This is a genomic window from Dolichospermum flos-aquae CCAP 1403/13F, from assembly GCF_012516395.1.
In the GTDB taxonomy this organism is placed as follows: Bacteria; Cyanobacteriota; Cyanobacteriia; order Cyanobacteriales; family Nostocaceae; genus Dolichospermum; species Dolichospermum lemmermannii.
The window spans coordinates 782,972-809,114 of sequence record NZ_CP051206.1 but is presented as its reverse complement, the minus strand read 5'-3'; the positions used below and the strand labels follow the sequence as shown (position 1 = coordinate 809,114).

Here is a 26,143-nt window from a genome sequence, read left to right as displayed (position 1 = left end):
ATATTGAATAATATACACCAGCAAAGCAAGAATTAATACTGAATCACAACCGGATGATCTGTGATAAACGTCTCCTAATACCCAATAACCAATTGACTTAATATTATGAATCAAACCTATACAACAGATGTCCTAGTAGTCGGTGGAGGCACTGGTGGAACAGCGGCCGCTATCCAAGCAGCACGACGGGGTGTAAAAACAATCCTTGTGAGTGAATTTCCCTGGTTAGGAGGAATGCTAACCTCTGCCGGTGTATCTGCACCAGACGGAAACGAATTACAGTCCCTTCAAACTGGTTTATGGGGAGCTTTTTTACAGGAATTGCAACGCAGACAACCAGGAGGATTAGATCATAGTTGGGTCAGCTTTTTCAGTTATGATCCGCGGATAGGTGCAGAAATATTTGCCGACTGGGTGCGAGAATTACCGAATCTTCAGTGGATTTCGGGACAAGTGCCATTAGCAGTGTTGCGAACCCAAGACTGTATCACAGGTGTCCGCTTTGCAGATTTCACCGTCAACGCCAAAATTATTCTTGATGGTACAGAATTAGGAGACTTATTAGCATTAGGAGAAGTACCTCACCGCTGGGGTTGGGAATTGCAGTCAGAATGGGGAGAACCCAGCGCACCAGCAAATTTTAACTCCCTGACCCAAACCTATCCAGTCCAAGCACCGACTTGGGTAGTAGTCATGGAAGACTTTGGCGAAAATACCGCCCCAGCAATTCTTCCAGCCCCTAACTATGATCCATCTCAGTTTACAGGAGCTTGGGATAACTATAGTCCAGAAAAATTTTTGAACTATGGACGCTTACCAGCAGATCGATTTATGATTAACTGGCCTATTGCGGGCAACGATTACTGCCAAAATGCCAATCGGTTGCTAGACTCAGTGAAAAAGCGCGAATTTGTGCAAGAATGTTATTGGCACAGTCAGAATTTTGCCCATTTCATTCAAACCCAGTTTGGTAGGCGTTACGGATTAGCAGAAAACCTGTTTCCCCATCCTAACTCCGCCTTTGCCCTCCATCCCTATTATCGGGAAAGTCGCCGCCTAGTAGGCTTGACAACTGTTTGTGAACGGGATATTTTGCCTTTAGCCAACAGTAATACCGCATTACCATTTTCTGATGCTATCGCTGTTGGTAACTATGCCAACGATCACCATTATCCTGGTGTAGAGTTCTCACTGCAACCTAAATCTATCCGCTGGGGTGGAAGATGGACAGGAACACCCTTCACTATCCCCTATCGCGCCCTGGTCCCTGCTACTACAGATGGTTTGCTAGTTTGTGAAAAAAACATTTCCGTTTCCCACATCGCTAACGGCGCTACTAGACTTCAACCAGTAGTCATGGGAATTGGACAAGCGGCAGGTATGGCAGCTTCTCTTTGTATTGTGCTAGAATGTCAACCCAGGGATTTACCAGTGAAGAGTTTGCAGGCTGCATTATTGACAGACGACGATGCACCTAGCCCAATTGTTCCCTTGTTTAACTTATTAACTAATCATCCCGATTGGTTGTACTGGCAAACTTATTATTTAGATCACCCAGAAGCTTATCCTGCCGATGGTAACTGTCCTTGTATTTTAGTCGATGAAGATAATAAATTAAATCTCGACTGCTTTACAGGCAAATTCCAACGACTGGGTGAGCAAAATTACCAATTTAATATTACAAATCACACCAATTTAACTACAACAAATTGGCAACTTGTGACGTTGAAATCTGATATAGACCAACAACTGCAAGCTTTGACCCCAGAAAAAATACTCAAGATTTGGGGGCGACCAAATTTCTCTGGAAATTGGTTACTTGTTGAGCATCTTGAAGAAGTATAAAATGAACATTTATTCAGTAAACTACAATACTTTTTCCCGAATTTTCCGGACAGACATATAAAAGTTAAGTATTAGTGAAGTAGAGAGTTCTAAAATAGACATCTACTATGCGTGCTGCCATTTCACTTTTAGTATCGAGTCTGGTATGTGGCTTCTTAGCTTTTAACTGCGAAGCAGTACAGACTCGTTTTTCCGCTCTGTCAATGGCTAAGTCCGATTACCAGCTTTCACCTTTGGTGTTAAACCAGAGTTTCAACCTGGCTGATAACTCCAAACCTAGCCCCAACCAACCCGAAAAACCCAATCCTCATCGAGGTAGTGGTCGTAGAGGATTAGATGGATAAGTTGGCAATTTCAGTTCTGTTATGGAAGCGTCAAAGCGTGAAACCTGCCAACCCAGAAATGATATTACCGGATTATTGGATCTTTTAAATCCTGCACACCACTTCTTGAATCGAAACGATATAGACAGTTACAGCACTACATTTGTTTGATTCTATCGTTTGTCAATTTCCCTTTCACTGACACCAGATATAGATAGTTACAAGCACTATATCTTTGATCAGTCCCACGGCTACTGCGTCATCACGCAAGCTATCAGTATTGCAATTTCTCTGCTAAAAACATAGACAGTTACAGCACTTCATCTCTCGAAAATTGTTCAATATTTCATCAAAACATCCGATAATTACTCAAACCTTGGCGTGTATTGGTGATTAAATCACTAATACACGTACCAACCTCGCCCTTCACAATCGCTTCTGATCACAGTCATGGTTTAATATTTGGGCGTTAAGAGGTAGAAATAATCACCGGATTTCAGGAAAAAGCAAACTTTTGGTTAAATTTGTCAACTCATCACTTTAGATAAAGTTTCTCTCATTAACTTTAGTTTTTGTCCACTACCACAAGCAACATCTATGACTCGGAGTTGTCCTTGGGGAATATGGTTAAAAGCTATCAGTTGGGATTTGAGAAGAGACATTTCGCTAAAGTGATTAATAAATCAAGTTTCTAAACTTTGTCTTCACGGGTTTCAAAAGCAAAATCCCAGTAATTATTGTTCAGGGTTTTCCACCTATTTTCTGAAAAAAAGTTAAGTTTTGTGAAGCATTCTGTCGAGTTCACTAGCTCGTCCGAATTTTTACAGCCAAAAAAATGGAAAATGTAAATCATTCATCACAATTTTTACCTGTTAATAGGTGTGAATGGTTTATTTTATGGACATACGAACCACGACAGTCGCCCTCCTAGCCTTCTACGTCGCCTGGAATTTGGGTGCAAATGATGTTGCTAATGCGATGGGAACTTCTGTGGGTTCTGGGGCTATTACACTCAAACAGGCAATCATTATTGCTGGGGTGTTAGAGTTTCTGGGCGCTGTCTTGTTTGGACAAGAGGTAACATCTACCCTTGGCACGAAAATCGCTAATCCAGCCTTATTTGTGACGACACCACAAACTTTAGTGATGGGAATGATAGCGGTACTGCTAACGGCTGGGATATGGCTACAAATTGCTACAGCTAGGGGTTTACCTGTGTCTTCGTCTCATGCCATTGTGGGAGCGATCGCTGGCTTTAGTTGGGTAGCTTTAGGAATAGAAGCAATAGATTGGTCATCCATTGGTTTAATTACCATTGGCTGGATTTTAACACCAATAATTAGTGGCGCGATCGCCGCTGGGTTTTATAGTCTAATTCAACACTGGATTTTTAACCAACCCCAGCCCCTATCCCAGTTACAGGAATGGATTCCCTGGTTAAGTACATTGCTATTGAGTGTATTTGGAATTATCGTTCTTCCGACAATCACTCAACCTCTGAGCCAGTTCTTACTCACAGAGGGAAAATTTAATATTCCTGCTCACGACATTACCCTATTTACAGGGGGAATCGCCGTATTGTCCCTGACTTTGATCAGTTGGCGACAATTGGCAAATAGTCAAATTGACAATAAAATTCAAGGTTTATTTGCGAAATTTCAAGTTTTGAGTGCTTGTTTCGTGGCCTTTGCTCATGGTTCTAATGATGTTGGTAATGCGATCGCCCCCCTAGCAGTAATTTCCTACATTAATCAACAAGGTAAAGTCCCCAGTGATCAACTCACCATTCCCCTCTGGATTCTAGTTCTCGGTGCGATGGGGATTGTCGCAGGTTTAGCAGTTTGGGGTAAAAAAGTTATCGCTACCATCGGCGAAAATATTATTTCCTTAGAACCTAGTGGCGGATTTTGTGCCGAACTGGCCACAGCCATCACCATCTTAATAGCTTCCCGCTTAGGTTTACCCGTTTCCACCTCCCACGCCCTTGTCGGTGGAGTTGTGGGTATTGGACTGGTACAGAACATTAAATCAATAAAATTTGCTACTATCCAAAATATCGCTGCGGCCTGGTTAATTACAGTCCCCATCAGTGCCGCCCTGAGTGCCACTATTTTTACCCTCATGGCAATTTTCTGGCAGTGAACTACCTACACTTCCCTTGCGGGTAAGTATAGGCTTCCTACCCAGTTAACAGCTTTTTGCTCTTCGAGAACAACAAGACTGATGTTAAGGCGATAGGCTGACCCCTCGTTCCAAAGGCAAAATCAATGGCAACTATCAATCAATAGGTATTCCGCACTGATTTGATGCTTGTAGTTAGGTATTCATTTGTAAGACTTTCATCACTATCATTCCTGAAAAAAATGATAGATAATAATCTTGTAATAAGTTAATTAAATTTATAAGTTCAGTGAAATTGTTCAGTTTCCTGTCTTTTCTCAAGGAAACTTAATACAGATGTTGGTCTGGTATCCGGGGCAGCAACTTAATCATCAAGGTGTTAGAGGCTAGAAACTGATGGGGCGATTTGAGAAGCGACCAGAAAACCCACGCATTAGAGGTGAGCTATCCAGAGCCGCAGAAAATGCCCTATGGGATGTAGTTGAGGATTTAGAAAATCTTCAACAAAATCTATTGAGGTCGTTACAGGAAGACGTAAAACGCTTAGAAATTGAAAAAACCAGACTATCTACCGATATTCAAAAGTTAATTGAGGAAAAAGAACAGTTACAACAATCACGGCAAATTACGGAACAGCAAGTATTAATCCGTCAATTAGCAGAAGTTTTAGCCAAACACATATCTTCCCAATTACAATCCTCACTAAAAACTTTAGCTACTCAAGCCGTAGAATATAATCCCTCTGATCTAGTCACGTTGCAAAATGCTCAAATAAATAATAATACAGTTAATGAAATCGGACAGAATGTCACTAATATGCTAGACAGTCTGGATGATAAGGTCACTATTGCCTTTAATTCCCTATTACAAGAACTCAAAAACTATCAAGGTGATCTTTCCCAACAGTTATCACGGATGTATAGCCAACAACAGCAAGGGGAAGCAATATTAGCAGAATTTGTAAATCGTCTCCGCAGTGAAGTAGAAAAAAATCGAGATGCAAACTCTCTCAAGTTAATAACAGGGGGCCCACCCACAGTTTTACAACTAGCTGATAGTCTGCGTGGTGAAGCCATAACTCATCAAAATGGAAATGGGGAAAAATCCTCACAAAAAATCATTGTCGAACCAGTTACTTTAATTCCTCACCAATCCCCACAGGGTGATTCTACATCAGCAGCCAATGCGGTTATATTATCTTCACCAACAGAGAAAAGCCCTAAACCCAGTTCTTTCGTAAATCCAGATTTACCAGCAATACCAGAAAATAAAACCCCTGAACCCAGTTCTTTCGTAAATCCAGATTTACCAGCAATACCAGAAAATAAAACCCCTGAACCCAGTTCTTTCGTAAATCCAGATACATCACTGGAAGACAAAAACTCTGAACTTAGTGCTGTTTTGACTTCTAAAGTATTAACAGCACCATCATTAGGAGAGACAAAACCTGAACCAGTTTCTGTTTTAACTCCTAATTTATCAACAGGACGACCGCCAACACCAAAATTAAGGCGCGAAACAACATCTAAACAAAAAACAACGCCTAAACAACCAGCAACTCCTCAGCAACCAGCAACTCCTAGACAACAAAGATCCCGCACCTCTCCCAACTGGTCACAGTTGCAAATAGGTTTCCTCTTGATCTGTTTGTCTACAGTGGTTTCGTCTCTTTATAATGTAGCAATTAAAGCAATTTTCTTTACAGCTTCTAACCCCTTGGGCGGATTGCCAACCCAACAGTTAATCTTTCCCACATTGGGGAATATTTTCTTAATTTTGATGCTACGCTTATTAGTGGTTGTACCATTAATGTTACTTTTATCGCCGATATTACATCCTCCTATTTGGCAAGAGCTAGAAAATTTATTTGCTTCATTACGGGCAAATGCAACCCCTGTTCAGAACAAAACTAAACAGGCCTTATTTTTGTCAGTAATTAGCGGTTGTTTATTATTTTTATCCCAGGTATTTATTTACATTGCTATCGGTGAAGTCACAACGGGAATGGCGATCGCCCTCTTCTTTATCTATCCAGTGATGAGTGTGTTCCTATCCTGGTTTCTATTTCAGGAACGTCCCAATTTAATGGTAACAGGGGCAATGGCAGCAATTTTTTGTGGTGAATTATTAGTTTTAGGCAGTCAGTCTGGAGGGGTGAATAATACCTCACTAGGAAGCACCACGGCCATTCTGTCCGGGATAGCATTTGCAATTTATGTTATTCTGACGAGAATATGCGCTACTAAACTCAAACTACATCCAGTATCTTTGACTTCAATTAACTTCACTACCATGTTGTTATTAAGTTTTATTTGCTTAATCATCCCTTTACCCAGTAATTTAGGTTTAGCAATTAGCTCATCGAATATCCTGGAATTGGTGTTAAGTGCTTTTATATTAGGTGTTTTGACTTTGTGCGGTTACTTATTCAATAATTTTGGCATTCGTAACCTAGGCACTCCTGTATCCTCTTTAATTGGAGCTACAGTCCCAATTTTAACTGTAATTTTCGCTGGGGTAATGCTACAAGAATCCCTAAATATTGCCCAAGTGATCGGAGTTATCTTGGTTACGGTAGGTGCAGCAAGTATTAGCTTGAAAAAAACACCTAATCAGCTACAACCTAGTAAATGAGTGGGGGAGGTAGGGGGAGTCGTGACTTTCAGTTGTCTGGATTTTTATCAGTAAAATTTTTTAACCAGCCATAAGTGGTATTAAAACTTCTCCGCAATAAATTTCCAGAAAAATTCTTAGAAAAATATCTAGATATTTCAGAAATAGGCAGTTATAATGGTTTGATAGATACAAAATGCAAATCATCTGCCGTTCCTCCTGCTTACTCTATACCCCTGTATCCCAACACCCTGAGTATCTAAAGTCTTCGAGTCATACCAGGGGAGGGGGTTAGTTAGTCTGACGAGAGAAACTGCCAATTTACACCCCCAACATTTATCACCTAAAAATTCCCGAGTCAAACAGTAATTTTAGGTTTAGATTAAAAATATTTGTATCCAACTGGGTGTATAATTCGTAGTTTGATTTGAATATCACACCTGTAAACAAGCCATTTATCCGTCTGTAGAATATGACCAACGACATCGATCTGATCAAGCGTCTTGGACCTAGTGCGATGGATCAGATCATGCTTTATCTTGCCTTTAGTGCCATGCGGACAAGTGGCCACAGGCATGGAGCATTTCTAGATGCAGCCGCAACAGCAGCCAAGTGTGCAATTTACATGACCTATCTAGAGCAGGGGCAAAACCTGAGAATGACTGGGCATTTGCACCACCTTGAGCCGAAACGAGTGAAAATCATTGTTGAAGAAGTAAGACTGGCTTTAACTGAAGGCAAACTTCTCAAAATGCTGGGTTCCCAAGAACCGCGCTATCTGATTCAACTTCCCTATGTCTGGATGGAAAAATATCCTTGGATACCGGGAAGATCCCGCGTCCCCGGTACGAATTTGACCAGTGAAGAGAAAAAACAAATTGAGCAAAAGCTGCCAGACAATCTTCCTGATGCCAAGTTAGTTACCTCATTTGAATTTATGGAGTTAATTGACTTTCTCCATAAGCGATCGCAGGAAGAATTACCTGCTAATCATCAGATGCCATTGAGTGAAGCATTAGCGGAACACATCAAGCGTCGGCTATTGTATTCAGGAACGGTAACACGCATTGATTGTCCCTGGGGAGTGCCCTTTTATGCTCTCACTCGTCCGTTCTATGCTCCAGCCGATGATCAAGAGCGCACGTACACAATGGTAGAGGATACGGCTCGGTATTTCCGGATGATGAAATATTGGGCAGAGCGTAAACCAAACACGATGCGGGCTGTGGAAGAACTGGATATTCCGCCGGATTGGATTGAGCCAGCAATGGAGGAACTAGACGAAATCATTCGTTCTTGGGGAGATAAATATCACCAAGAAGGCGGAATACCGATGATCTTACAAATGGTTGTTGGTAATAAAGATGAATAGAAAACAAAATTTTTATGTTGGGTAGGGTGGCATACTTACCAGCCCTACCGTTATGAATCTATTTACTCATGGGAGTTGAGGGTCAAGGCGCAAGTCTATGGCTTAGGCTTTGTAGACGTAGCACCAAAACCGCTAGATCCTTCACTGGCATCAATACAAGTTTTTAATGCTTGAGTAGGACTTAAATCAATTTCTCGACGTAAACCAACTACACAATTAGCAAAGGTTACTGGTAACAAACTGCGACCACAGGATGTTAAAGTAGCTGAATTTTCTGAACCCTGATAACTTTTACTAATGCTAACTACACAGGTTGCTAGATCCTGTGGAATACGAGCCTGACGACAGGAAGAAAGGGCATCCACAGGTGTGATTTGTGTAAGCTTATGAATTTTTGCTACACATGAGGATAACTCTCGTGGTTGGAGTGCAGCGGCACAACTTTGAGATGCCGGTTTAGCTGTGATACCCACGCTCAAAAGTTGAGCAGCACAAACCCGATAGTCATTTTCGTAGGAATCGGTAACAGCCATAGTAGGCAAACTACTGGCTAGTAATCCACCTATAGTTATCAATGATGCTGTAAATCCTCTGAAGAAATAATTGGTTTGTTTGTTCCCAAAGTTACTCATTTTTTTTCGCTTTTTAAGATAACCGTTTTCGATTCCACCAAGGTTATGCTACCGTAGAACTTAGTCCCAATCTTCTACCATCCAGGAATGTCGGTGCTTTTCCCCAGAAATCCACCGAAAATTGGTGAATTCAAAGGATTGATTTCTCTGAATATTAGCGGTAAATAAAAGGCAATTTAGCTATAAAATGTCTATGCTTTTGGGAACTATGCCATAATGGTAGGTCTGAATAAAATTTTAGAAGGATTAAATTAAGGAAACTCATGTCCCGATATAGAGGACCCCGCCTCAGAATTGTCCGTCGTTTAGGCGAATTACCAGGCTTAACTCGGAAGAGTGCTAGACGTGCTTATCCCCCCGGACAACATGGTCAAAACCGTAAGAAGCGCTCTGAGTATGCTATCCGTTTAGAGGAAAAGCAAAAACTCCGCATGAACTACGGTTTAACTGAAAAACAAATGCTCCGTTATGTTCGTAAAGCCAGACGAGTTGCTGGTTCTACTGGACAGGTGTTGCTACAATTGTTAGAAATGCGCCTGGATAATACGGTTTTCCGCATGGGTATGGCTCCCACAATTCCAGCCGCCCGTCAATTGGTAAATCACGGTCATGTAACTGTTAATGGCAAACCAGTAAATATTGCCAGCTATCAATGCCGTCCTGGTGAAGAAGTCGCTGTGAGAAACAGAGAAGCTTCTAAGAAGTTGGTGGAAGCTAACTTGCAATATCCCGGTTTAGCTAACCTTCCTAGTCATCTAGAGTTTGATAAAACTAAGTTGTCTGGTAAGGTCAATAGTGTGATTGAACGGGAATGGGTAGCTCTACAAGTTAATGAACTACTTGTGGTGGAATACTACTCACGTCAAGCGTAGGACAATTTTGGATTTTGGATTTACGATTTTAGATTGGAATTGTTTTCTTTGAATCTACAATCCAAAATCTAAAATCTAAAATTCGCTTAGTTGACTAACCGCCAATCTGCGACATGGTACGGGTGTAAGTGCCGACAGTACCAGGGTCGCGTTGCTTAAAGTTTATTTCTGATTTGATATTTAATATTTGTCTGACTTGTGCTTGTAAATCGGTGGTGCTAATACCAGCACGTAAGGCGGTTTTTAAATCAATTTGACCTGTTTCGTTTAATAAGCAGGGACGTAGCCAACCATCGGCGCTCAGACGCATCCGGTTACAGCGATCGCAAAAACATTCTGACATTTGGCTAATAAATCCTATTGTGCCTTTAGCCCCAGGAATTTGAAATACATCAGCCGGTCCATTACCACAAACTTGGGATTCTGTCAAGCCCCAACGCTCACGGATGGATTGACGTAAATTTGCGGAAGATACCCAACCGCGATCGCTGAATAAGTCTCCGTTGCCAATGGGCATAAATTCAATAAATCGGACGTGCCATTGTTTATCAATGGTTAAAGCTGCTAAATCTAAAATTTCATGGTCATTAACGCCGGGAATGACGACTACATTTAATTTTAATGGGTCAAATCCCACATTATACGCGATTTGAATACCTTGCCATACTTGTTGCCAGCGTCCACGTCCATGATTACCGATAATTTCTTCAAATATATGTGAATCTAAAGAATCTAAACTAATATTAATTCTTCGTAAACCTGCATTATAGAGATTTTGAGCAATAGGAGCGAGTAAAAACCCGTTTGTAGTCATTGCTAAATCTTCGGTTTGGGGAAGATGAGCAATTTTGGCGACTAAATCAACTATATGGGGACGGAGTAAAGGTTCTCCACCGGTTAAGCGAAAGCGGGTAAATCCGACGGGGATAAATACTTCTTGAATGAGGGTAAGCAGTTCTTCATCAGTTAATAATTGCTGTTTGACAATATAGTCCAGTTCTGCGCCTTCTGGCATACAGTATTGACAACGAAAGTTGCAGCGATCAATTAAACTGATGCGGAGGTAGTCCACTTTGTTTATAGTTGCGCTGGTTGTCATATTTAAGGGTTATCTCTAACTATGTTTTTTTGGTAACTATGCCGATAACTTCTAGTGAAATTATCGTTTAATTTGCTTAGGAAAGTCAGGAACTAACAAAGATTGTGATAGTTCACCTTGTTCATTATAGAATTTTATTTGACCTTGTTCATTACATAACCATACTTCAATGGCTTGAGATTCTAAATATAATTTTTTCTTAAATTCCATTTCCTCAAAGGTATTACCAGTGGATTTAACTTCTATACAAATTTCTGGGGCTATAGAAGCTGATATTTCATCTTGAATTTGATCAAATCTTTGGTCTGAACACCAAACTACATCAGCAACTTTAACGCCATCTGATGTATTAATTGCACATTCTGGCATGACTTCACCAGTTTTCAATAAAGATTCTAATAGACGTTGGATTCTTCCTTGATAAAAAGAGTGTTTAATTTTTACAGGACTCATGATGATTTGCCCCCATTTATTCAATTCAATCTTGAAGGGTAAATCTTGTAATTGTTTATGTTCACAAACTTCTTCCCATCTCATAGTCATTTACCTAGAGTGATCAGAACAATATTATCTTAACGGATTTTTTAAAGGAATAAAACAATCAAAGTCATCATTGAATATACAAGAACCTAAACCGAGTCCTGGCTGTCGTAATCCTTTATTTGGCATAGACTGAGGTTCTTTATTAATCTTTACTTCTACCCATTGCAATAACTGTGTGGCCAGTTGAATTTGCTCCTTTTCATCCAGACTTTTGAGAAGATGTTCAGCAAGCATCGCTCTGTATAGAGGAGGTAAAGTTAATACTGCTCTAAAAATTTCATCGTAAGTAACGTTAGCCATACAGAAAACTCCTTACAGAGTACAGTAATGGCATTTTAGCATAAATGCGCTTAACCCACCCTACGGACTAGGGGTGATAATTAAGCGTGTGTCAATATATCCCCATTAGAGACTCACGCAAATGGTAAGTCTCATAAGGGAGAATATGAACTGAAATCAAGCTTCAAAAATATGCTTTAGACAGCTAACCGCAACTGTTGAGGTTGTTGTTTCAAGATTAAGTTGATGACTTCTGGACTCCATTTGAGAACTCGACTACTGAAGTCTGCAAACTGCTTACCTTTAATAGTGGGTTCCCATTGCCAATAATGCTTGTGCTGGTAATTCATATCTTCCAGCATTTCATTAACACGGTGAGGAGTCCATTTATCTCCAGTCCTTTGACTAAGATGGTAGGCTATCTCTGTAACAGTGAGAGATTTTTTGGGAAGTGCTTGGTTAATGAGTCTCAAGTCTACCTTGAGTGTGAGTTTTACATTTGCTGAAACTGAAACTTCAAAATGAAGTGGTTGCAAATATTCGGTATTTTGTGGCATCATGAAATAGACTCCTCTGTTTTAAACAAAAAAGAAATTGAGTGACTGATATAGACCATCAGTTAGGTTCTAGTAAAGCAGGTGTCAGCAAAGCTTTGGCGAGCTTATGCTGACATTTAATTTATGGATGTTGAAAAATAAGCCTTTTACACCCACGTTTGAATAGTATACTCTAAACGTGAGTGATTTGCAAATAAAAATATTTATAGTTAGCCATAGTAATATAGAATAGCAACCTATTTTAAGTTTGTCAACATTTTATAAAACAAAAATAAATCCCCGACTTCTCAAAGAAGTCGGGGATCTGAGTCTTACTTGATCACAAGTATTAAATTAAACAGCCGCTAATTCTGGAGTTGGACGCTTACTGTTACGGATATTGGTAATTGCCTCAGCATAATCAGGAGCATTGAACACAGCCGAACCTGCTACAATAGCATTAGCGCCAGCCTCCAAAACTTGCCAAGTATTATTAGCCTTTAGTCCCCCGTCAACTTCAATCCAAGGATCTAAACCGCGTTCATCGCACATTTGACGCAACTTGCGGATTTTAGGAACTACGCTAGGAATAAAGCTTTGACCACCGAAACCGGGGTTAACGCTCATAATTAGCACTAAATCGCACAATTCTAGGACATATTCAATTAACTCCAAAGGTGTACCCGGATTAAGGACAACTCCAGCTTTTTTACCGAGTTCTCTGATTTGTCCGAGAGTGCGGTGCAGATGAGGAGATGCGTTATGTTCTGCATGGACAGAAATAATATCAGCACCAGCTTTAGCAAAACCTTCTACATACTTTTCTGGTTCCACAATCATCAAGTGGACATCCAGCGGTTTGGTTGTAACTGGACGAATCGCCTCCACAATCAGAGGACCTATTGTAATATTAGGAACAAAACGTCCGTCCATTACATCAACGTGAATCCAATCTGCTCCCGCTTTGTCTACGGCGCGAATATCGTCACCCAGACGGCTAAAATCTGCTGATAGGATAGAAGGAGCGATAACTATAGGCTTTTGAGATGAATTTTGGGTCATGGCTAGTGGGTTTTAAGCGTCTTCGTCTGTAAGTATCGTAACAAAATATGGAGAAATTATTAAAAATTAATTCAAAACTCAAATTTTTCAGAAAACTTCCCCCTCTTCCCTCAAAATATGCACAAAAATTGGATACTTTTTTGGAGTTTAGGTTTTTCTGGCTTGACTTTACCAGTCTTTGCAGGTGTCAAGGTTGCCAATTTTTTAGGTGCTAACGGCATTGATGCGCTGAAACTACATCAAGCTCCTTATAATTTGACTGGGCGGAAAATTGCTATTGGTCAAGTGGAAATTGGTCGTCCGGGGATGTTTGGCTGGGATAAAGCCGTATCTAAAAATCGGGCTGTATCTCCATTTGCAGTGTTTTCACGCAATGTTCCCGCCAAGTCGAATGTTGGTGTTGATCCTCATGCCTATAATGTTTCTGGTGTCATGGTGAGTCAAGATAAGGCTTTTCCTGGTGTCGCACCAAATGCTCGATTATATTCTTCTGCTGTCGGATCTACAAAAAAAATCGGTCAACCAGAGGAATGTTTATCAGCACAACACATTGCATTACAAAACGGTGGTGATGTGCGGGCGATTAATTTTAGTTTTGGTGAACCTTTAGATCGTGATCCCCGACCAGAAGCTATGTTAGATGGTAATGCTTTACTAACATTATGTATTGACTGGTCTAGCCGGGTTCATGATGTTGTATATTCAATTGCTGGCAATCAAGGCAAAGGCGGGATTCCCATTCCTACAGATAATTTTAACGCAATTAATGTGGCTTTTTCCTCAGAACGCGAGGGAATTTTTAATAAAGTTCACGTTTCTAATTTGGCTAGTATTAATCAAGGTATAGAAAATCGTTTAGCTGGGAAAGAATTTAATATTGGGGGGAGAAGTGCAATTAATATAGTTGCTCCTGGGACTAATATTCCTTTACTTAATCCTGATGGTAAGTTAAATAAATCTACAGGTACGAGTTTTGCAGCCCCACAAGTTACGGCTACTGTGGCATTATTACAGGAATTTGTGGATAGACAATTACGAACTAAACAACAAAATTGGACTATTGATGCTCGTCGTCATCAAGTCATGAAAGCAATATTACTCAATTCGGCGGACAAAATAAAGGACAGTGGTGATGGTTTACGGTTGGGAATGACGAGGACTTTAATTGATAAACAAAATCAAGATTGGTTAGCAACGGACGCTTATAAAAATCCTAAAATTCCCCTAGATGCTCAAATGGGAGCAGGTCATTTAAATGCCTTTCGAGCTTATCAACAATTGAATGGTGGTGAATGGAAACCTAATGCAACTGTTCCGCCTATTGGTTGGGATTATGGTATTGTTAATGCTAATTCTTCTAGGGAATATGCTCTACAAAAAGGTTTGAAACAAAATAGTTTTGTGGCTATTACTTTAATTTGGGATCGTTTGGTGGAGTTAAATGATAAAAATAATAATCAGGAATATGATATAGGGGAAACATTTATAGATAAAGGATTAAATAATCTTGATGTTTATTTAGTTAAGGAAAATGGGAAAAATAATGAAGTTGTGATTTGTGATTCTGTGAGTGAAGTTGATAGTGTCGAACATATTTTTTGTCCAGTTCCTACTAGTGGGAATTATAAAATTCGGGTGCAATTTAAGAAGCAGGTAAATGAATCTACTCAACCTTATGCTTTGTCCTGGTGGACTGTAGGTGAAAAGTGATATAAGTAGTCGGGCAAAATTAATTGAACATTTTAAAAATCCCTAAACCAATTAATCTTGTAGGGGGCCAACCCCCTGTGGTTGCCCCAAATACCGGGATAGACACGGGGGCGCTACCCCTACATTAAATCCAAATCTTTTATGCTTTAAATATGCTGTAAAAACTCAACTTCTGGTAATAAAGGATCATTAACAATGCCTACACCAGCAAAACTCCAACGTTTGATTAAACTACCTATTTGGGAACTAGCAAGAGATTCTACAGTCAACCGGCTGGCTAAATCAGCAGCATGAGTATTGAGATAACTCAAAGCCTCGAAATCTTCTTTAAATAATAATAAATATCCTGATGTAGCATCATCAACACGGGCTGTGAGATATTTACCATCTGTTCTTGAACGAATAATATAATAAACCATTTGACAACTAACAACTGACAACTAACAACTAACCACTGACAACTAACCACTGACCACTAACAACTGACAACTAACTAATTCAAATCTTCTAACTTAATTCGAGGATCTGCTGCTTTTAAAATTAAGTCAGCAATTAAATTACCAATAATCAATAATACTGCACTCATTACTAAACTCGCCATTACCAAATATTGGTCTTTAGCTAAAACAGCTTGTAAAGTTAACTTTCCTAAACCTGGCCAGTTAAAGAAATTCTCCGTAATAAATGCACCACCTAACAAACCTGCTAATTCAAAACCCAATAAAGTAATTAACGGATTAATAGCATTTCGCAAAGCATGAACATAAATTACCCGATTTTCTGGAAGTCCTTTAGCGCGAGCAGTTTGAATATAATCTTGGCGTAAAACATCCAATAATTGACCACGCATAATTCGTTGCAAACCCGCAAAACTGGTAATACTTAAAGCAATTAGTGGTAAAACTGAATGCCAAGCGATATCGAGAATTTTACCTAACCATGTCAGGTCTGCATGATTAATACTGGTCATATTACCCACCGGAAAAAGTGGAGTAGTCAGTTGAGCAAAGAATAGTAGAAATAAGACAGTAATAAAACTGGGAATACCTTGACCAGCATAACTGACTATCTGTAAAACTTGGTCAGTTCGGCGATTTTGTTTCACAGCAGCGAGAATACCTAAAGGAATGGCGATCGCCCATGTGATAATTAAAGAAGCGATCGCTAATAACAACGTGGCTGGAACTCGTTCCCATAGCAGCGATGATACAGAACGTTGATAAACAAAACTTGTACCAAAATCACCCCTTGTCAAAATTTGCTTTAACCAAAATCCAAACTGTTGTGGCCAAGATTTATCTAAACCAAATTGTCGTCTAATTTCTTCAATCCGTTCTGGTGAAATTTTTGGATTTTGCCGCAGGGTATCTACATAATCTCCCGGAGACAACTTCATAATAAAAAATGACAAAGCAGACGCTAAAAAAATCGTCAATAGCGCCTGTAAAAGCCGTTTTATCACATAAATGAAAGTTTCATCCGTAACTCGCCTAATTAGCCAGTCTCGACTTATATCCAAGGAAATTTTTGTATTTGTCATTAGTCATTAGTCATTAGTCAGTTGTCAATTATGTTTTCTAATATTGAACCAGTGAGATAATAGGGACATCAGGTAAATGTTTCCGTCCTTGCAAATCCATTAGTTCGATGATAAACCCAAACCCTATCAGTTCACAGTCAATCTTTTGTACCAACTTAGCTGTTGCACTGGCAGTACCACCAGTAGCAATCAAATCATCCACAATTAAAACTTTGCTACCTGGAACTAAAGCATCTTGATGTACTTCTAATGTATCTGTACCATACTCTAGTTGATATTCAATTGAGTGAACCGCTGCCGGTAATTTCCCTTTTTTCCGAACAGGAATAAAACCAGCACCTAATTTATAAGCAACAGGCGCACCAAAAATGAACCCTCTTGACTCCATACCAATAATATAATCTACTTGAAGTTCAATTTCAGAACATTTTTGTGCTAAAAAATCAATAGTATAACGCAATCCGTCCGGGTCGCTTAATAGAGTAGTGACATCTCGAAATAAAATTCCCGGCTTAGGAAAATCCGGTATATCACGAATCAGAGATCTTAAATCCATATTATTTACCTAAGTAGTTAGTGGTCAATGAAGAAACAAAGGGCAAGAAGCGAAAATTTTCCTAATCTCTGCCAAATCCTACCCTATAATGTCATTGACGATCACCAAGAATTTGAAAATTTAATGTATATGCAAATATTTGGGTAGAAAAACTAAGTAATGTATATAATTGAACTGCCATATCGCGCCAGCAATTAGCGGTGGACGGATAAGTAAATCAGTTTATTGGAAACGTATAAGGTATTTGATAGAATGAACGTCTCTGCTAGTGTCACATCTTTAAACATCCCAAAAGCTCAGGGAATGCCCATGATTTTGGATACTTTACCAGATCCAGCGATCGCTGGTCAGGTATGTCCAGCCAGAACTAGATTGCAAATAGATTTGATGTTACTAGCCATTGAAGCCTTAGAAATAGGCGGTTCTGAAGCCATTTTGTCCTTTGCTGAAGAATTAGACCTCCAAGGGATCATCAAAAATCGGGTAAACTTATGGCGGATGCGAGCATCTAACCCCATGCGGAGAGCGCATAGTCGCCGGCCTTTAGATATTTTAGAAGCCAAAGCGTTAGTAGTTATTGCCTGCTACATTTCTCGACGCTTAACAGTTGTGATCCGCCAACTACTAACCATATATCAACAATTGGCTGAGAAGCAGATTCCCCCAGAACAAAATTTAAGATTAGCTAATTACCTAGAAAGGTTTAGAGCGCATTTTAAAAGTCGGATGAATTCCCGTCGTTCCGGTGTCCTAGCATTAACTTCTAATGAAAAATTAGATGAACTAGCTATAGACTTATTAGGAAAATTACTATTTTGTACAGGTACAGCGGGAATGCAACGGTACTGGATTTCTCTTTTTGACGGTGAGGTAGAATAAATAGAAGTCAGTAACTCAGGGCTAAAGCCACTGAGCTTGTAAGAGTAATCAAGCAAGCTGTACTGACCAGACCACCCTGAGCGTAGTCGTTCGCGAAGCGTCCCGTAGGGTAGGGTAGCCGTTATTTGAGTCAAGACACCGGAGAATGCGACGCCCCTTCGGGGTTCAGCAGTCGCTCATGGGGGAAACCCCCAAGACCGCGCTGCTTCACTAGTTTTCCGCTCTGTCGTTTGTAATTAAACAGTTTTAAAGTCACTGAAACAGTGTTGCAAGCCTAAAAAGCTCAGATAACAAGGTCAAAGCGAACATCACCTGAGCAATCAGAGAGGCAGAAATGTCAAATTACACATTAGTTCTCGACACAAACAAACAACCTTTAAGCCCTTGTCATCCCTCGGTAGCAAGGAAATTATTAGATTCTGGAAAAGCTGCTTTATTTAGGAGGTATCCCTTTACTATCATCTTAAACAAGTCATGCTCAGATGTTGTTAACCAAGCAATAGAACTCAAAATAGATCCCGGTTCAAAAACTACGGGCATAGCATTGGTTCAGGGAGAAAAAATCATTTTTGGTGGAGAACTTTCTCATCGAGGAAATGCAATTAAAGCGTCCCTAGAATCCCGTCGCTCACTCCGCAGGGGGAGACGAAACCGCCATACTCGCTATCGTCAAGCCAGATTTTTGAATAGAACCAGGACAAAAAATTGGTTAGCTCCAAGTTTGCAGCATCGAGTTGAGACTACCTTAACTTGGGTTAACAAACTCATTAAGTTTATTCCCATCACAAGGATATCTCAAGAGCTTGTCAGGTTTGACTTGCAACAAATAGACAATCCAGAAATATCAGGTATTGAATATCAGCAAGGCACTTTGTCCGGGTACGAAGTCCGTGAGTATCTACTTGAGAAATGGCAGAGAAAATGTGCTTACTGTGGGATTGAGAATGTTCCCTTGCAAGTTGAGCATATTCATCCTCAAGCCAGAGGTGGCACTAATCGGATTTCTAATCTTTGTCTTGCTTGCGAGAAGTGCAATATCAAAAAAGGCACTCAGGATATTAAAGACTTCCTGGCTAAGAAACCGGATCTTCTCAAATGTATTCTGGCACAAGCAAAACGACCTTTAAAAGATGCGGCGGCTGTGAACTCTACCCGTTGGGCATTGTTTAGCCGACTTCAAGAAACTGGTTTACCCGTTTTCACTGGTTCTGGTGGTCAAACTAAGTTCAACCGAACTAGATTAAACTTTCCTAAAACTCATTGGCTAGATGCTGCTTGTGTTGGACAAATTGGAGAATTGGAAATTTTAACGAACAAGCCTTTGCTAATCAAAGCAACAGGGCATGGAACTCGTCAAATGTGTCGGACTGACAAGTTTGGTTTTCCATCTCGATATGTGCCGAGAATTAAATTTGTCAAAGGTTTTCAGACCGGTGATATTGTGAAAGCAATTGTTACTACTGGGAAGAAAATCGGTAAATATATTGGTCGTGTTGCAGTTAGAGCAACAGGTTCTTTCAATATTTCTGCATCAAAATTAGTTCAGGGTATTAGTTATAAATACTGCAAAATCATTCACCGCAAAGATGGCTATGATTACGCATTTTAAGATTGACGGGGATTAAAATCCCTTGAGTCGCGGCTGGTGAGCCATGTCGATAGCGTAGCGTGGCGTTAGCCATACTATCCCTCTGGTCCCTAAAGGGACTGAGTTTCCCACTTCCCACGAGGTTTTATGAATATCCAACGTAAATATAGTTTGCCTAATTGTACCCTGCTCCTAGAGGGGTTAAGTGACATGACACAGACTGCTAACTTTCAAGAACTGCGTCCCCAACTATCTATATTAGTGAATGCAGAATGCTATATATCTAGTTATACTCAACCCATTGTTGGTGGCAGGGAATTTTTTGAAAGCTTAGTTAGAGCAGTCAGCGCCTACGCCCAAGAAGTTTTAAGCAATATCCCCAACCCTCAAGTTCAGAATCATAATTCAGAGTTAGTTGAATTACAAAAAATTAACAGCAACAGCCACAGATTAACTGTTCACACCGAAATCACAGGAGACAACCTGGGGAGAAACACCAGCGAAGGACAACCCATTCAAATTGTCCTGAACACAGTCCAATTATTTGATTTAGTTGAAGCCGTAGATCAGTTTTTTGCTGACAGCCAGACTTTACCAGAATTATCCCTAGAACTACACCCAGTTAATCGCAGTTATAGTGGTTCAAATCAAACCTTACTCAAACAGGCAATCCCGGCTACCATGGGCGTATCCAGTCTAGCCGTAGCTGCATTGGCTTTTAGCTTAATTCCTGCACCTCAAGTCAGTCCACCTCAAGTCAACCCAGAGGTTGAGTCCAGCACTTCTATCCCCACGCCCACAGTAGCAGTAACCCCCACAACTACACCCACAACTACACCCACAACATCAGCAACCCCTACCGCAGTTCAAGATTTAGAAACACTTTTAAAGACAGTTCCAGAAATAAAAGATCCATCTCAATTACGGGCATTAAATCGCCAAGTTTATAACCAAATTCATCCAGCTTGGGTAAATCGCTCAGAATTGCCAGAGGATTTAGTCTATCGTTTAGGTGTCGCCGCCGATGGTAGTATCGTTGGTTATAAAGCAGTCAATCAGAAAGCTAGTGACGCAATAGATAAAACACCACTACCTAAACTGCTCCATAATCCTGCTAATCGCGTCCCGAATGAACCTATTGCTCAATTCAAAGTCGTATTTACCCAAAAAAGGTTTTTAGAAATTAGTCCCTGGCTAGGATACGCCAAAACACCAGAAGTAACTGGCAAAAAAATTACTGACACCAGTAAAATCAAAGATCTAAATCAAAAGCTGTATAGTACAATTCGTCAAAATTGGAGTGTGACTCCCACCTTTGCCAGCAACTTGAAATATCGAGTAGCGGTGAATAAAGAAGGTGTGATTGCTGACTATGAACCACTCAACCAAGTTGCTTTTGACTACTTCCGGGAGACACCTTTACCCCAGATGTTCCAATCAGTTTATGGCTCAAATGTAGCTGCACCCGACAATAAAGAAGCACTAGCTCATTTTCGAGTAGTCTTTACCCCTAAAGGTAAATTAGAAGTCAAACCTTGGAAGGGATATAAGTAATTAAAAATGCAAAATTAAAAATTAAAAAATAAGAATCCAATTTTTTAGTTTTTAATTATTAATTTTTAATTATTTAGTAATTTTCCCCATATAATTACCCCAAAGTTGTGCCGCTTGGGCGCTGCTGCCAGATGTAGGGGAATTATTATCATTTCCTAGCCAAATGCCGGTGACAAGTTGACGACTGGGAATAAAACCAATGAACCAGAGATCAACATTATTATTCGTTGTCCCGGTTTTACCTGCTTCCCCTAAACCAATAGCGGCGCTACGACCTGTACCATTAGTAATTACTCCCCGCATCAAAGTAGTCATTTGATTGGCAACTTCTTTTTTGATAACTCGTTTGTTACCATTTGGATCGGTATCGAAAGAGTAAATTACCCGACAGGTTTGTAGATCTTTAAGATCCTTACAATCACTACTGTCTCGAATTTTACTAATAGCATGAGGAGGATTCCACACTCCACGATTGCTAATTGCTCCAAATGCCCCGGTCATTTCTAAAACATTAACGACACTTTGACCTAATATCAAGCCTGGAACTGCCTCTAGATCAGATTTCACACCCAACCGCTGCGCCATATCTACTACTTTATTCAAGCCAATTTCTTTTGCTACCCGCAAAGCAATGGGGTTTTCTGAAAGTGCCAAGCCAGTTGCTATATCTAAACTACCACCAGCACCAGATCGGCAGGGTCTATAAGTAAAACCTTGCCAAGTTAAAGGACTACAAGAATAACTTCTATATGGGGAAATCCCTTTTTCCATGGCCGCAGTGTAAGCAAAAATTTTAAACGTAGAACCTGGCTGACGTTGGGCTTGCACAGAGCGATTGAACTGGCTTTTTCTGTAATCAGTCCCTCCTACCATCGCGACAATACCCCCAGTTTTCGAGTTGAGAGTCACCATTCCCCCTTGGGAAAAACCAAAATTCGAGCCGTCTTTGGTGATGGAATTTTTTAACTCTGTTTCCGCTTTGGCTTGGATAGCTGGATCAAGTTGGGTTTCAATGATATAGTTACCTTCTCTTGCTGCTGCCGGACCTAGTCTTAATGTCAGTTCTTGAAAGACGTAATCATAAAAATAGGGCGCAATGGTTTTGGCTTGTCTTTCACAAACTTTAGGGTTAATTTGGACGGTAGAACGACGGGCGCGGTTGGCTTCTTCTTGAGTGATTTTACCCATTTCCAGCAGTCGCTTAATGACTCGATTCCGATAATCGGCTGCTCCGAGTTTCCGCGGACCACTGCCACAAAAATCAAAGGCATTGGGAGCAGGTAAAATCCCTACTAAGGTTGCTGCTTCGGCCAGAGTTAATTCTTTGGCTGATTTGTTGAAATAATATTTAGCTGCATCTTCAAAACCGGAAGTATCTGCGCCTAAAAAGACTCGATTTAAGTAAGTTAGTAAAATATCATCTTTGCTGTAAAAAGTTTCTAACTTGAGGGAGACGACAGCTTCTTTTACTTTCCGTCCTAAAGAGTCTTGACTACCTACATATTCACGGAATAAACTCCGAGCTACTTGCTGGGTAACTGTACTTGCTCCCTGTTGGACATCGCCGCTACGACTGTTAATCAGTAAGGCTCGCAACACACCCAAGGGATCTACCCCAAAGTGCCAATAATAACGACTGTCCTCGGAAGCTACAACAGCAGAGGCCAAATATGGTCCAAAGTCAGATATTTTTTTCAGGTCTGTGTGAGCGATATTTCGCGGCTCACGCAGTGGGGTTGAGCCATCACGGGCATAAACAACCACAGGGGCTTTAGTCGCTGTAGGTAAGGGTCTGACAGAAAATTTCATCCATTCTACACCTATGGACAAGGCAATCAAAACTGTAACACCACTGATCCCATAGGCTGTCCAAGTAGCAGCTTTCACATACCAATCTGGTGGATCTATGTATTGCACACTCACAGAAGCAGCTAGTTGAGGGGGTCCCAAGGTAATAACATCACCATGACGCAGTTCTAGAGCATTTATCCGCCTTTTGCCCAGATAAATACCGTTGGTGGAGTTTTCATCCTTGATGGTGAAAGCGGGAGTGTTTTGGGTGGAATCCCGCGAGAGTGAGAGGTGAATTGCGCTGACAACTTGGTTCCGGACGACGAAATCACAAGATTTAGAACTACGTCCGAGAATATGGCGATCGCCTAACAGATTATGTTCTTCCCTTGTATTTGCCCCGGCATCATGCACTAACAGTTTTGGTACTTTAGCGTTGGGTTTGAGCTTTATGGAAGAACTTACTCTAGCTTGAATGGTACTTACTGCTTGAGTCACTTGACCAAGTAGAGTTTTTGGTTTTTGAGGAGGTTGGGGGGAACTCATAAAAAATTTTAATTACTTGGTGTTTGTTGCCATGAAGCAATTAACAGACAGACAATGCCAATACTAATAAAAGAATCAGCCAAATTAAATACGGCAAAATTAATTAATCGAAAATCGAGAAAATCAACGACGTACCCTAAGGCAAATCTATCAATACCATTGCCCATTGCTCCTCCTAAAATCAAACCATAACCCAATTGCTCCCAAAAACTTAACAATGGTCCTGATAATGCAATGGTCATTAATACTAAACTTACACCTAAAGATAGCCACCGTAACCACTCTACCTTGCCACTTAATAGACTAAAAGCTGCACCTGTATTAGTAACATAGGTGAAATGAAATATCCCCCGGAGTAAGGGCAGTGTTTGTCCTGGGTTAAAGGTTTGCACTACCCAGTATTTTGTCAATTGGTCTAATAAAAATGCTATCAAAGCAGCAATCCAGAAGAAGCGATTTTTTATCCGCATAATAAATTTGTGAGTTGTTCTTTGTCAGTTGTCAGTTGTTCTTTGTTAGTTGTTTTTCTTTACCACTGACCACTGACCACTGACCACTGACCACTGACTACTGACTACTGACCACTGACTAATAAAACATTATATGTCGTAGCAGATAAGCTACTATGGTGACAGCACAAACAACTACTAGTTGCCCTGGTAGTGCAAAGCAGGAGTATTTGAGGATAGCTTGAATTAGGGATAAATTTTCTGTTCCTTTCCAAGGCAGAATATAACTAATAATTAAATAAGCAATACCGCAGATGTGAACAGTGAATAAGCCACAAAAACAACTAAAAGCCAGAGTTTCTAGCCGAGGTCTAGCTTTAAAGGCTAAATAACCACAAATCCAAGCTCCGGGAATAAAACCCAACAAATAGCCAAACTGAGATAGCTTAACATAACCGATACCGCCGCCTTCGGCAAATACTGGCAGTAAGGTTAATCCCATGACTAAATAGGCAATTTGCGAGAGCGCACCAGCATTTTGACCTCCTAAACAGCCTACCAACAGCACTGCACCAATTTGATAGCTGACACCTAATGAAAGAGTCCCAATTCCGTGCTGACTCCAGTTCCAAGGTGCGGTAATACCATAGGCTTCTAGAAAAGTACCACCCATTGTGAGGAGCAAGCCTATCATAGACCATAGCAGTTGATTTGACGCAGCAAACATTTATTAGGTGCAAGAGTTAATTAACGGTAGACGAAAAGCTAAAAATTACAACTACAAAACTATATTGGCATTTTTCTGATAAACAATAAGGTGTATCTCTAGAGTAACCCAAGAAAATAGATAAAATATAATCCTACACTAATCCTATTCGGTACAGTGTAGGATTATGCTAACTTTTAACCAACAGAAATTATCTGTGGTTGAGTTGCTACCTTTTTCATAGCTGTGAAAACTTCTTGTCTAGCCCATTTATCAGCATTTAAAATGTCATCTAAAGAGGGATTTTGTGTGTTATCATTTTGATGGCGATCGCAGACAAATTCAATACAGCGAGCAATATCCAAATAGTGAATTTTCTCTTCTAAAAATAACGCCACAGCTTGTTCATTAGCCGCATTCAACACCGCCGGCATAGAACCAGCAGCCTTACCCGCAGCATAAGCCAAACCCATACAAGGATATTTGTGATGATCTGGTTCACGGAAAGTTAAATCACCAGATTTAACTAAATTCAATCTTTCCCAATTAGTGTAAATTCGCTCCGGCCAAGATAAAGCATAAAGCAAAGGTAAACGCATATCTGGCCAACCAAGTTGAGCTAAAACAGACGTATCTTGTAATTCTATTAACGAGTGAATAATACTTTGAGGATGAATGACAATTTCGATGTTATCGTAATCTACTCCAAATAAATAATGAGCTTCAATTACTTCTAAACCCTTATTCATCAAAGTTGCCGAATCTACCGTGATTTTTCGCCCCATTGACCAGTTAGGATGTTTAATAGCATCAGCAACCTTTACCTCTGGTAACTTTTCCACAGGCCAATCTCGAAAAGCACCACCGGAAGCAGTAAGTAATATTTTCCGTAAACCATCTTTAGGAACACCTTGCAAACATTGAAAAATAGCGGAATGTTCGGAATCTGCTGGTAATAGTTTCACCCCGTGTTTTTCCACCAAAGGTAACACCACAGGAGCGCCAGCAATGATAGTTTCTTTATTGGCTAAAGCAATATCTTTCCCCGCTTCAATAGCTGCAATGGTCGGTAATAAGCCAGCACAACCAACAATACCAGTAACTACTGTTTGCGAATCGCCATAACGAGCAACTTCTATGACTCCCGCTTCCCCAGCCAGTAAAATGGGCTGAGGATTTAAGTCTTTAATGGCTTCTTTGAGTTCCGGTAACTTTTCAGCAGCAGAAATGGCAGCAATTTGGGGACGAAACTGGCGAATTTGCGCCGCGAATAGCTCCACATTCCGTCCAGCGGACAATCCAACGATGCGGAATTTATCGGGGTGTTCAGAGACGATATCTAAGGTTTGCGTCCCAATTGAGCCAGTAGAACCCAGTAAAGTAATAGCTTTCACAATTTTTTAAGCATTAACAGATAATTTCAACTATAAATGGCTTGGGACTCGTTGATAAGAGCAATTCCGACAATCAATTAACTCCAATCAAAACTTTTGCTATTTTGGCCATAAATGCGTAACATTACATAAA

Annotated in this window: 24 protein-coding genes; 10 read left to right on the top strand and 14 right to left on the bottom strand. The window is 40.3% G+C overall.

The window, feature by feature from the left end; all coding sequences use genetic code 11:
* Positions 1–102: 102 nt before the first annotated feature.
* Together HGD76_RS04130 and patX are read left to right on the top strand one after the other, a co-directional pair.
* Complete coding sequence (locus HGD76_RS04130; protein ID WP_168697361.1) at positions 103–1,845, top strand: FAD-dependent oxidoreductase; 1,743 nt, start codon at positions 103–105, stop codon at positions 1,843–1,845.
* Between the two features lie 107 nt (positions 1,846–1,952).
* Positions 1,953–2,189, top strand: a complete 237-nt coding sequence (patX, locus tag HGD76_RS04125; RefSeq protein ID WP_168695041.1) for a heterocyst-inhibiting protein PatX — start codon at positions 1,953–1,955, stop codon at positions 2,187–2,189.
* A gap of 506 nt (positions 2,190–2,695) precedes the next feature.
* On the opposite strand, the gene HGD76_RS25780 is transcribed toward patX, so the two are convergent.
* The gene (locus HGD76_RS25780) at positions 2,696–2,830 is read right to left on the bottom strand and encodes a hypothetical protein (RefSeq protein WP_267904325.1); all 135 of its coding nucleotides are present in this window, start codon (positions 2,828–2,830) and stop codon (positions 2,696–2,698) included.
* Positions 2,831–3,065: 235 nt separating this feature from the next.
* Here HGD76_RS25780 and HGD76_RS04120 point away from each other — a divergent pair, with 235 nt between their 5' ends.
* From HGD76_RS04120 to hetR, 3 genes are all read left to right on the top strand, one after another.
* A complete protein-coding gene (locus HGD76_RS04120; protein WP_233467034.1) occupies positions 3,066–4,310 on the top strand; it encodes an inorganic phosphate transporter in 1,245 nt (414 codons plus the stop codon).
* Between the two features lie 375 nt (positions 4,311–4,685).
* The gene (locus HGD76_RS04115) at positions 4,686–6,923 is read left to right on the top strand and encodes a DMT family transporter (protein WP_168695039.1); all 2,238 of its coding nucleotides are present in this window, start codon (positions 4,686–4,688) and stop codon (positions 6,921–6,923) included.
* A 451-nt stretch (positions 6,924–7,374) separates the two neighbouring features.
* Positions 7,375–8,274, top strand: coding sequence for a heterocyst differentiation master regulator HetR (gene hetR, locus HGD76_RS04110; protein ID WP_168695038.1), 900 nt, complete (start codon positions 7,375–7,377; stop codon positions 8,272–8,274).
* Between the two features lie 95 nt (positions 8,275–8,369).
* On the opposite strand, the gene HGD76_RS04105 is transcribed toward hetR, so the two are convergent.
* The gene (locus tag HGD76_RS04105) at positions 8,370–8,906 is read right to left on the bottom strand and encodes a hypothetical protein (protein ID WP_168695037.1); all 537 of its coding nucleotides are present in this window, start codon (positions 8,904–8,906) and stop codon (positions 8,370–8,372) included.
* 263 nt (positions 8,907–9,169) lie between these two features.
* Between HGD76_RS04105 and rpsD the strand changes: the two genes are divergently transcribed.
* Positions 9,170–9,778 (top strand): 30S ribosomal protein S4, encoded by a 609-nt coding sequence (gene rpsD / locus HGD76_RS04100; protein ID WP_027401392.1) that lies wholly within the window; start codon positions 9,170–9,172, stop codon positions 9,776–9,778.
* A gap of 94 nt (positions 9,779–9,872) precedes the next feature.
* Here the strand turns inward: rpsD and moaA are convergent, their stop codons facing one another.
* The 5 genes from moaA to rpe all read right to left on the bottom strand — a co-directional run bounded on the left by moaA (position 9,873) and on the right by rpe (position 13,297).
* On the bottom strand, positions 9,873–10,859 hold the full coding sequence (gene moaA, locus HGD76_RS04095) for a GTP 3',8-cyclase MoaA (protein WP_168697360.1): 987 nt from the start codon (positions 10,857–10,859) through the stop codon (positions 9,873–9,875).
* A 78-nt stretch (positions 10,860–10,937) separates the two neighbouring features.
* On the bottom strand, positions 10,938–11,414 hold the full coding sequence (locus tag HGD76_RS04090; protein WP_168695036.1) for a Uma2 family endonuclease: 477 nt from the start codon (positions 11,412–11,414) through the stop codon (positions 10,938–10,940).
* 30 nt (positions 11,415–11,444) lie between these two features.
* Positions 11,445–11,720, bottom strand: coding sequence for a hypothetical protein (locus HGD76_RS04085; protein ID WP_210967719.1), 276 nt, complete (start codon positions 11,718–11,720; stop codon positions 11,445–11,447).
* Between the two features lie 176 nt (positions 11,721–11,896).
* Positions 11,897–12,259, bottom strand: a complete 363-nt coding sequence (locus tag HGD76_RS04080) for a hypothetical protein (RefSeq protein ID WP_168695035.1) — start codon at positions 12,257–12,259, stop codon at positions 11,897–11,899.
* A 330-nt stretch (positions 12,260–12,589) separates the two neighbouring features.
* A complete protein-coding gene (rpe, locus tag HGD76_RS04075; protein WP_096670666.1) occupies positions 12,590–13,297 on the bottom strand; it encodes a ribulose-phosphate 3-epimerase in 708 nt (235 codons plus the stop codon).
* 117 nt (positions 13,298–13,414) lie between these two features.
* Here rpe and HGD76_RS04070 point away from each other — a divergent pair, with 117 nt between their 5' ends.
* Complete coding sequence (locus HGD76_RS04070; protein WP_168695034.1) at positions 13,415–15,007, top strand: S8 family serine peptidase; 1,593 nt, start codon at positions 13,415–13,417, stop codon at positions 15,005–15,007.
* Positions 15,008–15,153: 146 nt separating this feature from the next.
* Here HGD76_RS04070 and HGD76_RS04065 read toward each other — a convergent pair whose 3' ends face one another.
* The 3 genes from HGD76_RS04065 to HGD76_RS04055 form a co-directional block, all read right to left on the bottom strand.
* Positions 15,154–15,426 (bottom strand): hypothetical protein, encoded by a 273-nt coding sequence (locus tag HGD76_RS04065; RefSeq protein ID WP_015078149.1) that lies wholly within the window; start codon positions 15,424–15,426, stop codon positions 15,154–15,156.
* Between the two features lie 74 nt (positions 15,427–15,500).
* Positions 15,501–16,547 (bottom strand): ABC transporter permease, encoded by a 1,047-nt coding sequence (locus tag HGD76_RS04060; protein WP_015078148.1) that lies wholly within the window; start codon positions 16,545–16,547, stop codon positions 15,501–15,503.
* A 37-nt stretch (positions 16,548–16,584) separates the two neighbouring features.
* Complete coding sequence (locus HGD76_RS04055) at positions 16,585–17,103, bottom strand: adenine phosphoribosyltransferase (protein ID WP_168695033.1); 519 nt, start codon at positions 17,101–17,103, stop codon at positions 16,585–16,587.
* Between the two features lie 252 nt (positions 17,104–17,355).
* Between HGD76_RS04055 and HGD76_RS04050 the strand changes: the two genes are divergently transcribed.
* From HGD76_RS04050 to HGD76_RS04040, 3 genes are all read left to right on the top strand, one after another.
* The gene (locus tag HGD76_RS04050; protein WP_015078145.1) at positions 17,356–17,982 is read left to right on the top strand and encodes a DUF3038 domain-containing protein; all 627 of its coding nucleotides are present in this window, start codon (positions 17,356–17,358) and stop codon (positions 17,980–17,982) included.
* Positions 17,983–18,316: 334 nt separating this feature from the next.
* Positions 18,317–19,591, top strand: a complete 1,275-nt coding sequence (gene iscB / locus HGD76_RS04045; RefSeq protein ID WP_168695032.1) for an RNA-guided endonuclease IscB — start codon at positions 18,317–18,319, stop codon at positions 19,589–19,591.
* Positions 19,592–19,717: 126 nt separating this feature from the next.
* The gene (locus tag HGD76_RS04040) at positions 19,718–21,124 is read left to right on the top strand and encodes a DUF4335 domain-containing protein (RefSeq protein WP_168695031.1); all 1,407 of its coding nucleotides are present in this window, start codon (positions 19,718–19,720) and stop codon (positions 21,122–21,124) included.
* Positions 21,125–21,193: 69 nt separating this feature from the next.
* On the opposite strand, the gene HGD76_RS04035 is transcribed toward HGD76_RS04040, so the two are convergent.
* The 4 genes from HGD76_RS04035 to HGD76_RS04020 form a co-directional block, all read right to left on the bottom strand.
* Positions 21,194–23,461 carry a transglycosylase domain-containing protein gene (locus HGD76_RS04035; protein ID WP_168695030.1) on the bottom strand — a complete coding sequence of 756 codons (2,268 nt, stop codon included), beginning with the start codon at positions 23,459–23,461 and terminating at the stop codon, positions 21,194–21,196.
* An 8-nt stretch (positions 23,462–23,469) separates the two neighbouring features.
* Complete coding sequence (gene lspA / locus HGD76_RS04030) at positions 23,470–23,931, bottom strand: signal peptidase II (protein WP_015078141.1); 462 nt, start codon at positions 23,929–23,931, stop codon at positions 23,470–23,472.
* A gap of 118 nt (positions 23,932–24,049) precedes the next feature.
* Positions 24,050–24,637, bottom strand: coding sequence for a biotin transporter BioY (locus HGD76_RS04025; protein WP_148763525.1), 588 nt, complete (start codon positions 24,635–24,637; stop codon positions 24,050–24,052).
* A 176-nt stretch (positions 24,638–24,813) separates the two neighbouring features.
* Positions 24,814–26,010, bottom strand: a complete 1,197-nt coding sequence (locus HGD76_RS04020; RefSeq protein ID WP_148763526.1) for a 1-deoxy-D-xylulose-5-phosphate reductoisomerase — start codon at positions 26,008–26,010, stop codon at positions 24,814–24,816.
* Between the last annotated feature and the right edge of the window lie 133 nt (positions 26,011–26,143).

Coding starts and splice junctions, on each gene's coding strand:
- HGD76_RS25780 (WP_267904325.1), bottom strand. CDS start 2,830: ATGTCTCTTCTCAAATCCCAACTGATAGCTTTTAACCATATTCCCCAA.
- HGD76_RS04090 (WP_168695036.1), bottom strand. CDS start 11,414: ATGAGATGGGAAGAAGTTTGTGAACATAAACAATTACAAGATTTACCC.
- rpsD (WP_027401392.1), top strand. CDS start 9,170: ATGTCCCGATATAGAGGACCCCGCCTCAGAATTGTCCGTCGTTTAGGC.
- iscB (WP_168695032.1), top strand. CDS start 18,317: ATGTCAAATTACACATTAGTTCTCGACACAAACAAACAACCTTTAAGC.
- HGD76_RS04035 (WP_168695030.1), bottom strand. CDS start 23,461: ATGAGTTCCCCCCAACCTCCTCAAAAACCAAAAACTCTACTTGGTCAA.
- rpe (WP_096670666.1), bottom strand. CDS start 13,297: ATGACCCAAAATTCATCTCAAAAGCCTATAGTTATCGCTCCTTCTATC.
- lspA (WP_015078141.1), bottom strand. CDS start 23,931: ATGCGGATAAAAAATCGCTTCTTCTGGATTGCTGCTTTGATAGCATTT.
- HGD76_RS04120 (WP_233467034.1), top strand. CDS start 3,066: ATGGACATACGAACCACGACAGTCGCCCTCCTAGCCTTCTACGTCGCC.
- HGD76_RS04085 (WP_210967719.1), bottom strand. CDS start 11,720: ATGGCTAACGTTACTTACGATGAAATTTTTAGAGCAGTATTAACTTTA.
- HGD76_RS04060 (WP_015078148.1), bottom strand. CDS start 16,547: ATGACAAATACAAAAATTTCCTTGGATATAAGTCGAGACTGGCTAATT.
- HGD76_RS04070 (WP_168695034.1), top strand. CDS start 13,415: ATGCACAAAAATTGGATACTTTTTTGGAGTTTAGGTTTTTCTGGCTTG.
- HGD76_RS04115 (WP_168695039.1), top strand. CDS start 4,686: ATGGGGCGATTTGAGAAGCGACCAGAAAACCCACGCATTAGAGGTGAG.
- hetR (WP_168695038.1), top strand. CDS start 7,375: ATGACCAACGACATCGATCTGATCAAGCGTCTTGGACCTAGTGCGATG.
- patX (WP_168695041.1), top strand. CDS start 1,953: ATGCGTGCTGCCATTTCACTTTTAGTATCGAGTCTGGTATGTGGCTTC.
- HGD76_RS04055 (WP_168695033.1), bottom strand. CDS start 17,103: ATGGATTTAAGATCTCTGATTCGTGATATACCGGATTTTCCTAAGCCG.
- HGD76_RS04105 (WP_168695037.1), bottom strand. CDS start 8,906: ATGAGTAACTTTGGGAACAAACAAACCAATTATTTCTTCAGAGGATTT.
- HGD76_RS04040 (WP_168695031.1), top strand. CDS start 19,718: ATGAATATCCAACGTAAATATAGTTTGCCTAATTGTACCCTGCTCCTA.
- HGD76_RS04065 (WP_015078149.1), bottom strand. CDS start 15,426: ATGGTTTATTATATTATTCGTTCAAGAACAGATGGTAAATATCTCACA.
- HGD76_RS04025 (WP_148763525.1), bottom strand. CDS start 24,637: ATGTTTGCTGCGTCAAATCAACTGCTATGGTCTATGATAGGCTTGCTC.
- HGD76_RS04080 (WP_168695035.1), bottom strand. CDS start 12,259: ATGATGCCACAAAATACCGAATATTTGCAACCACTTCATTTTGAAGTT.
- HGD76_RS04050 (WP_015078145.1), top strand. CDS start 17,356: ATGAACGTCTCTGCTAGTGTCACATCTTTAAACATCCCAAAAGCTCAG.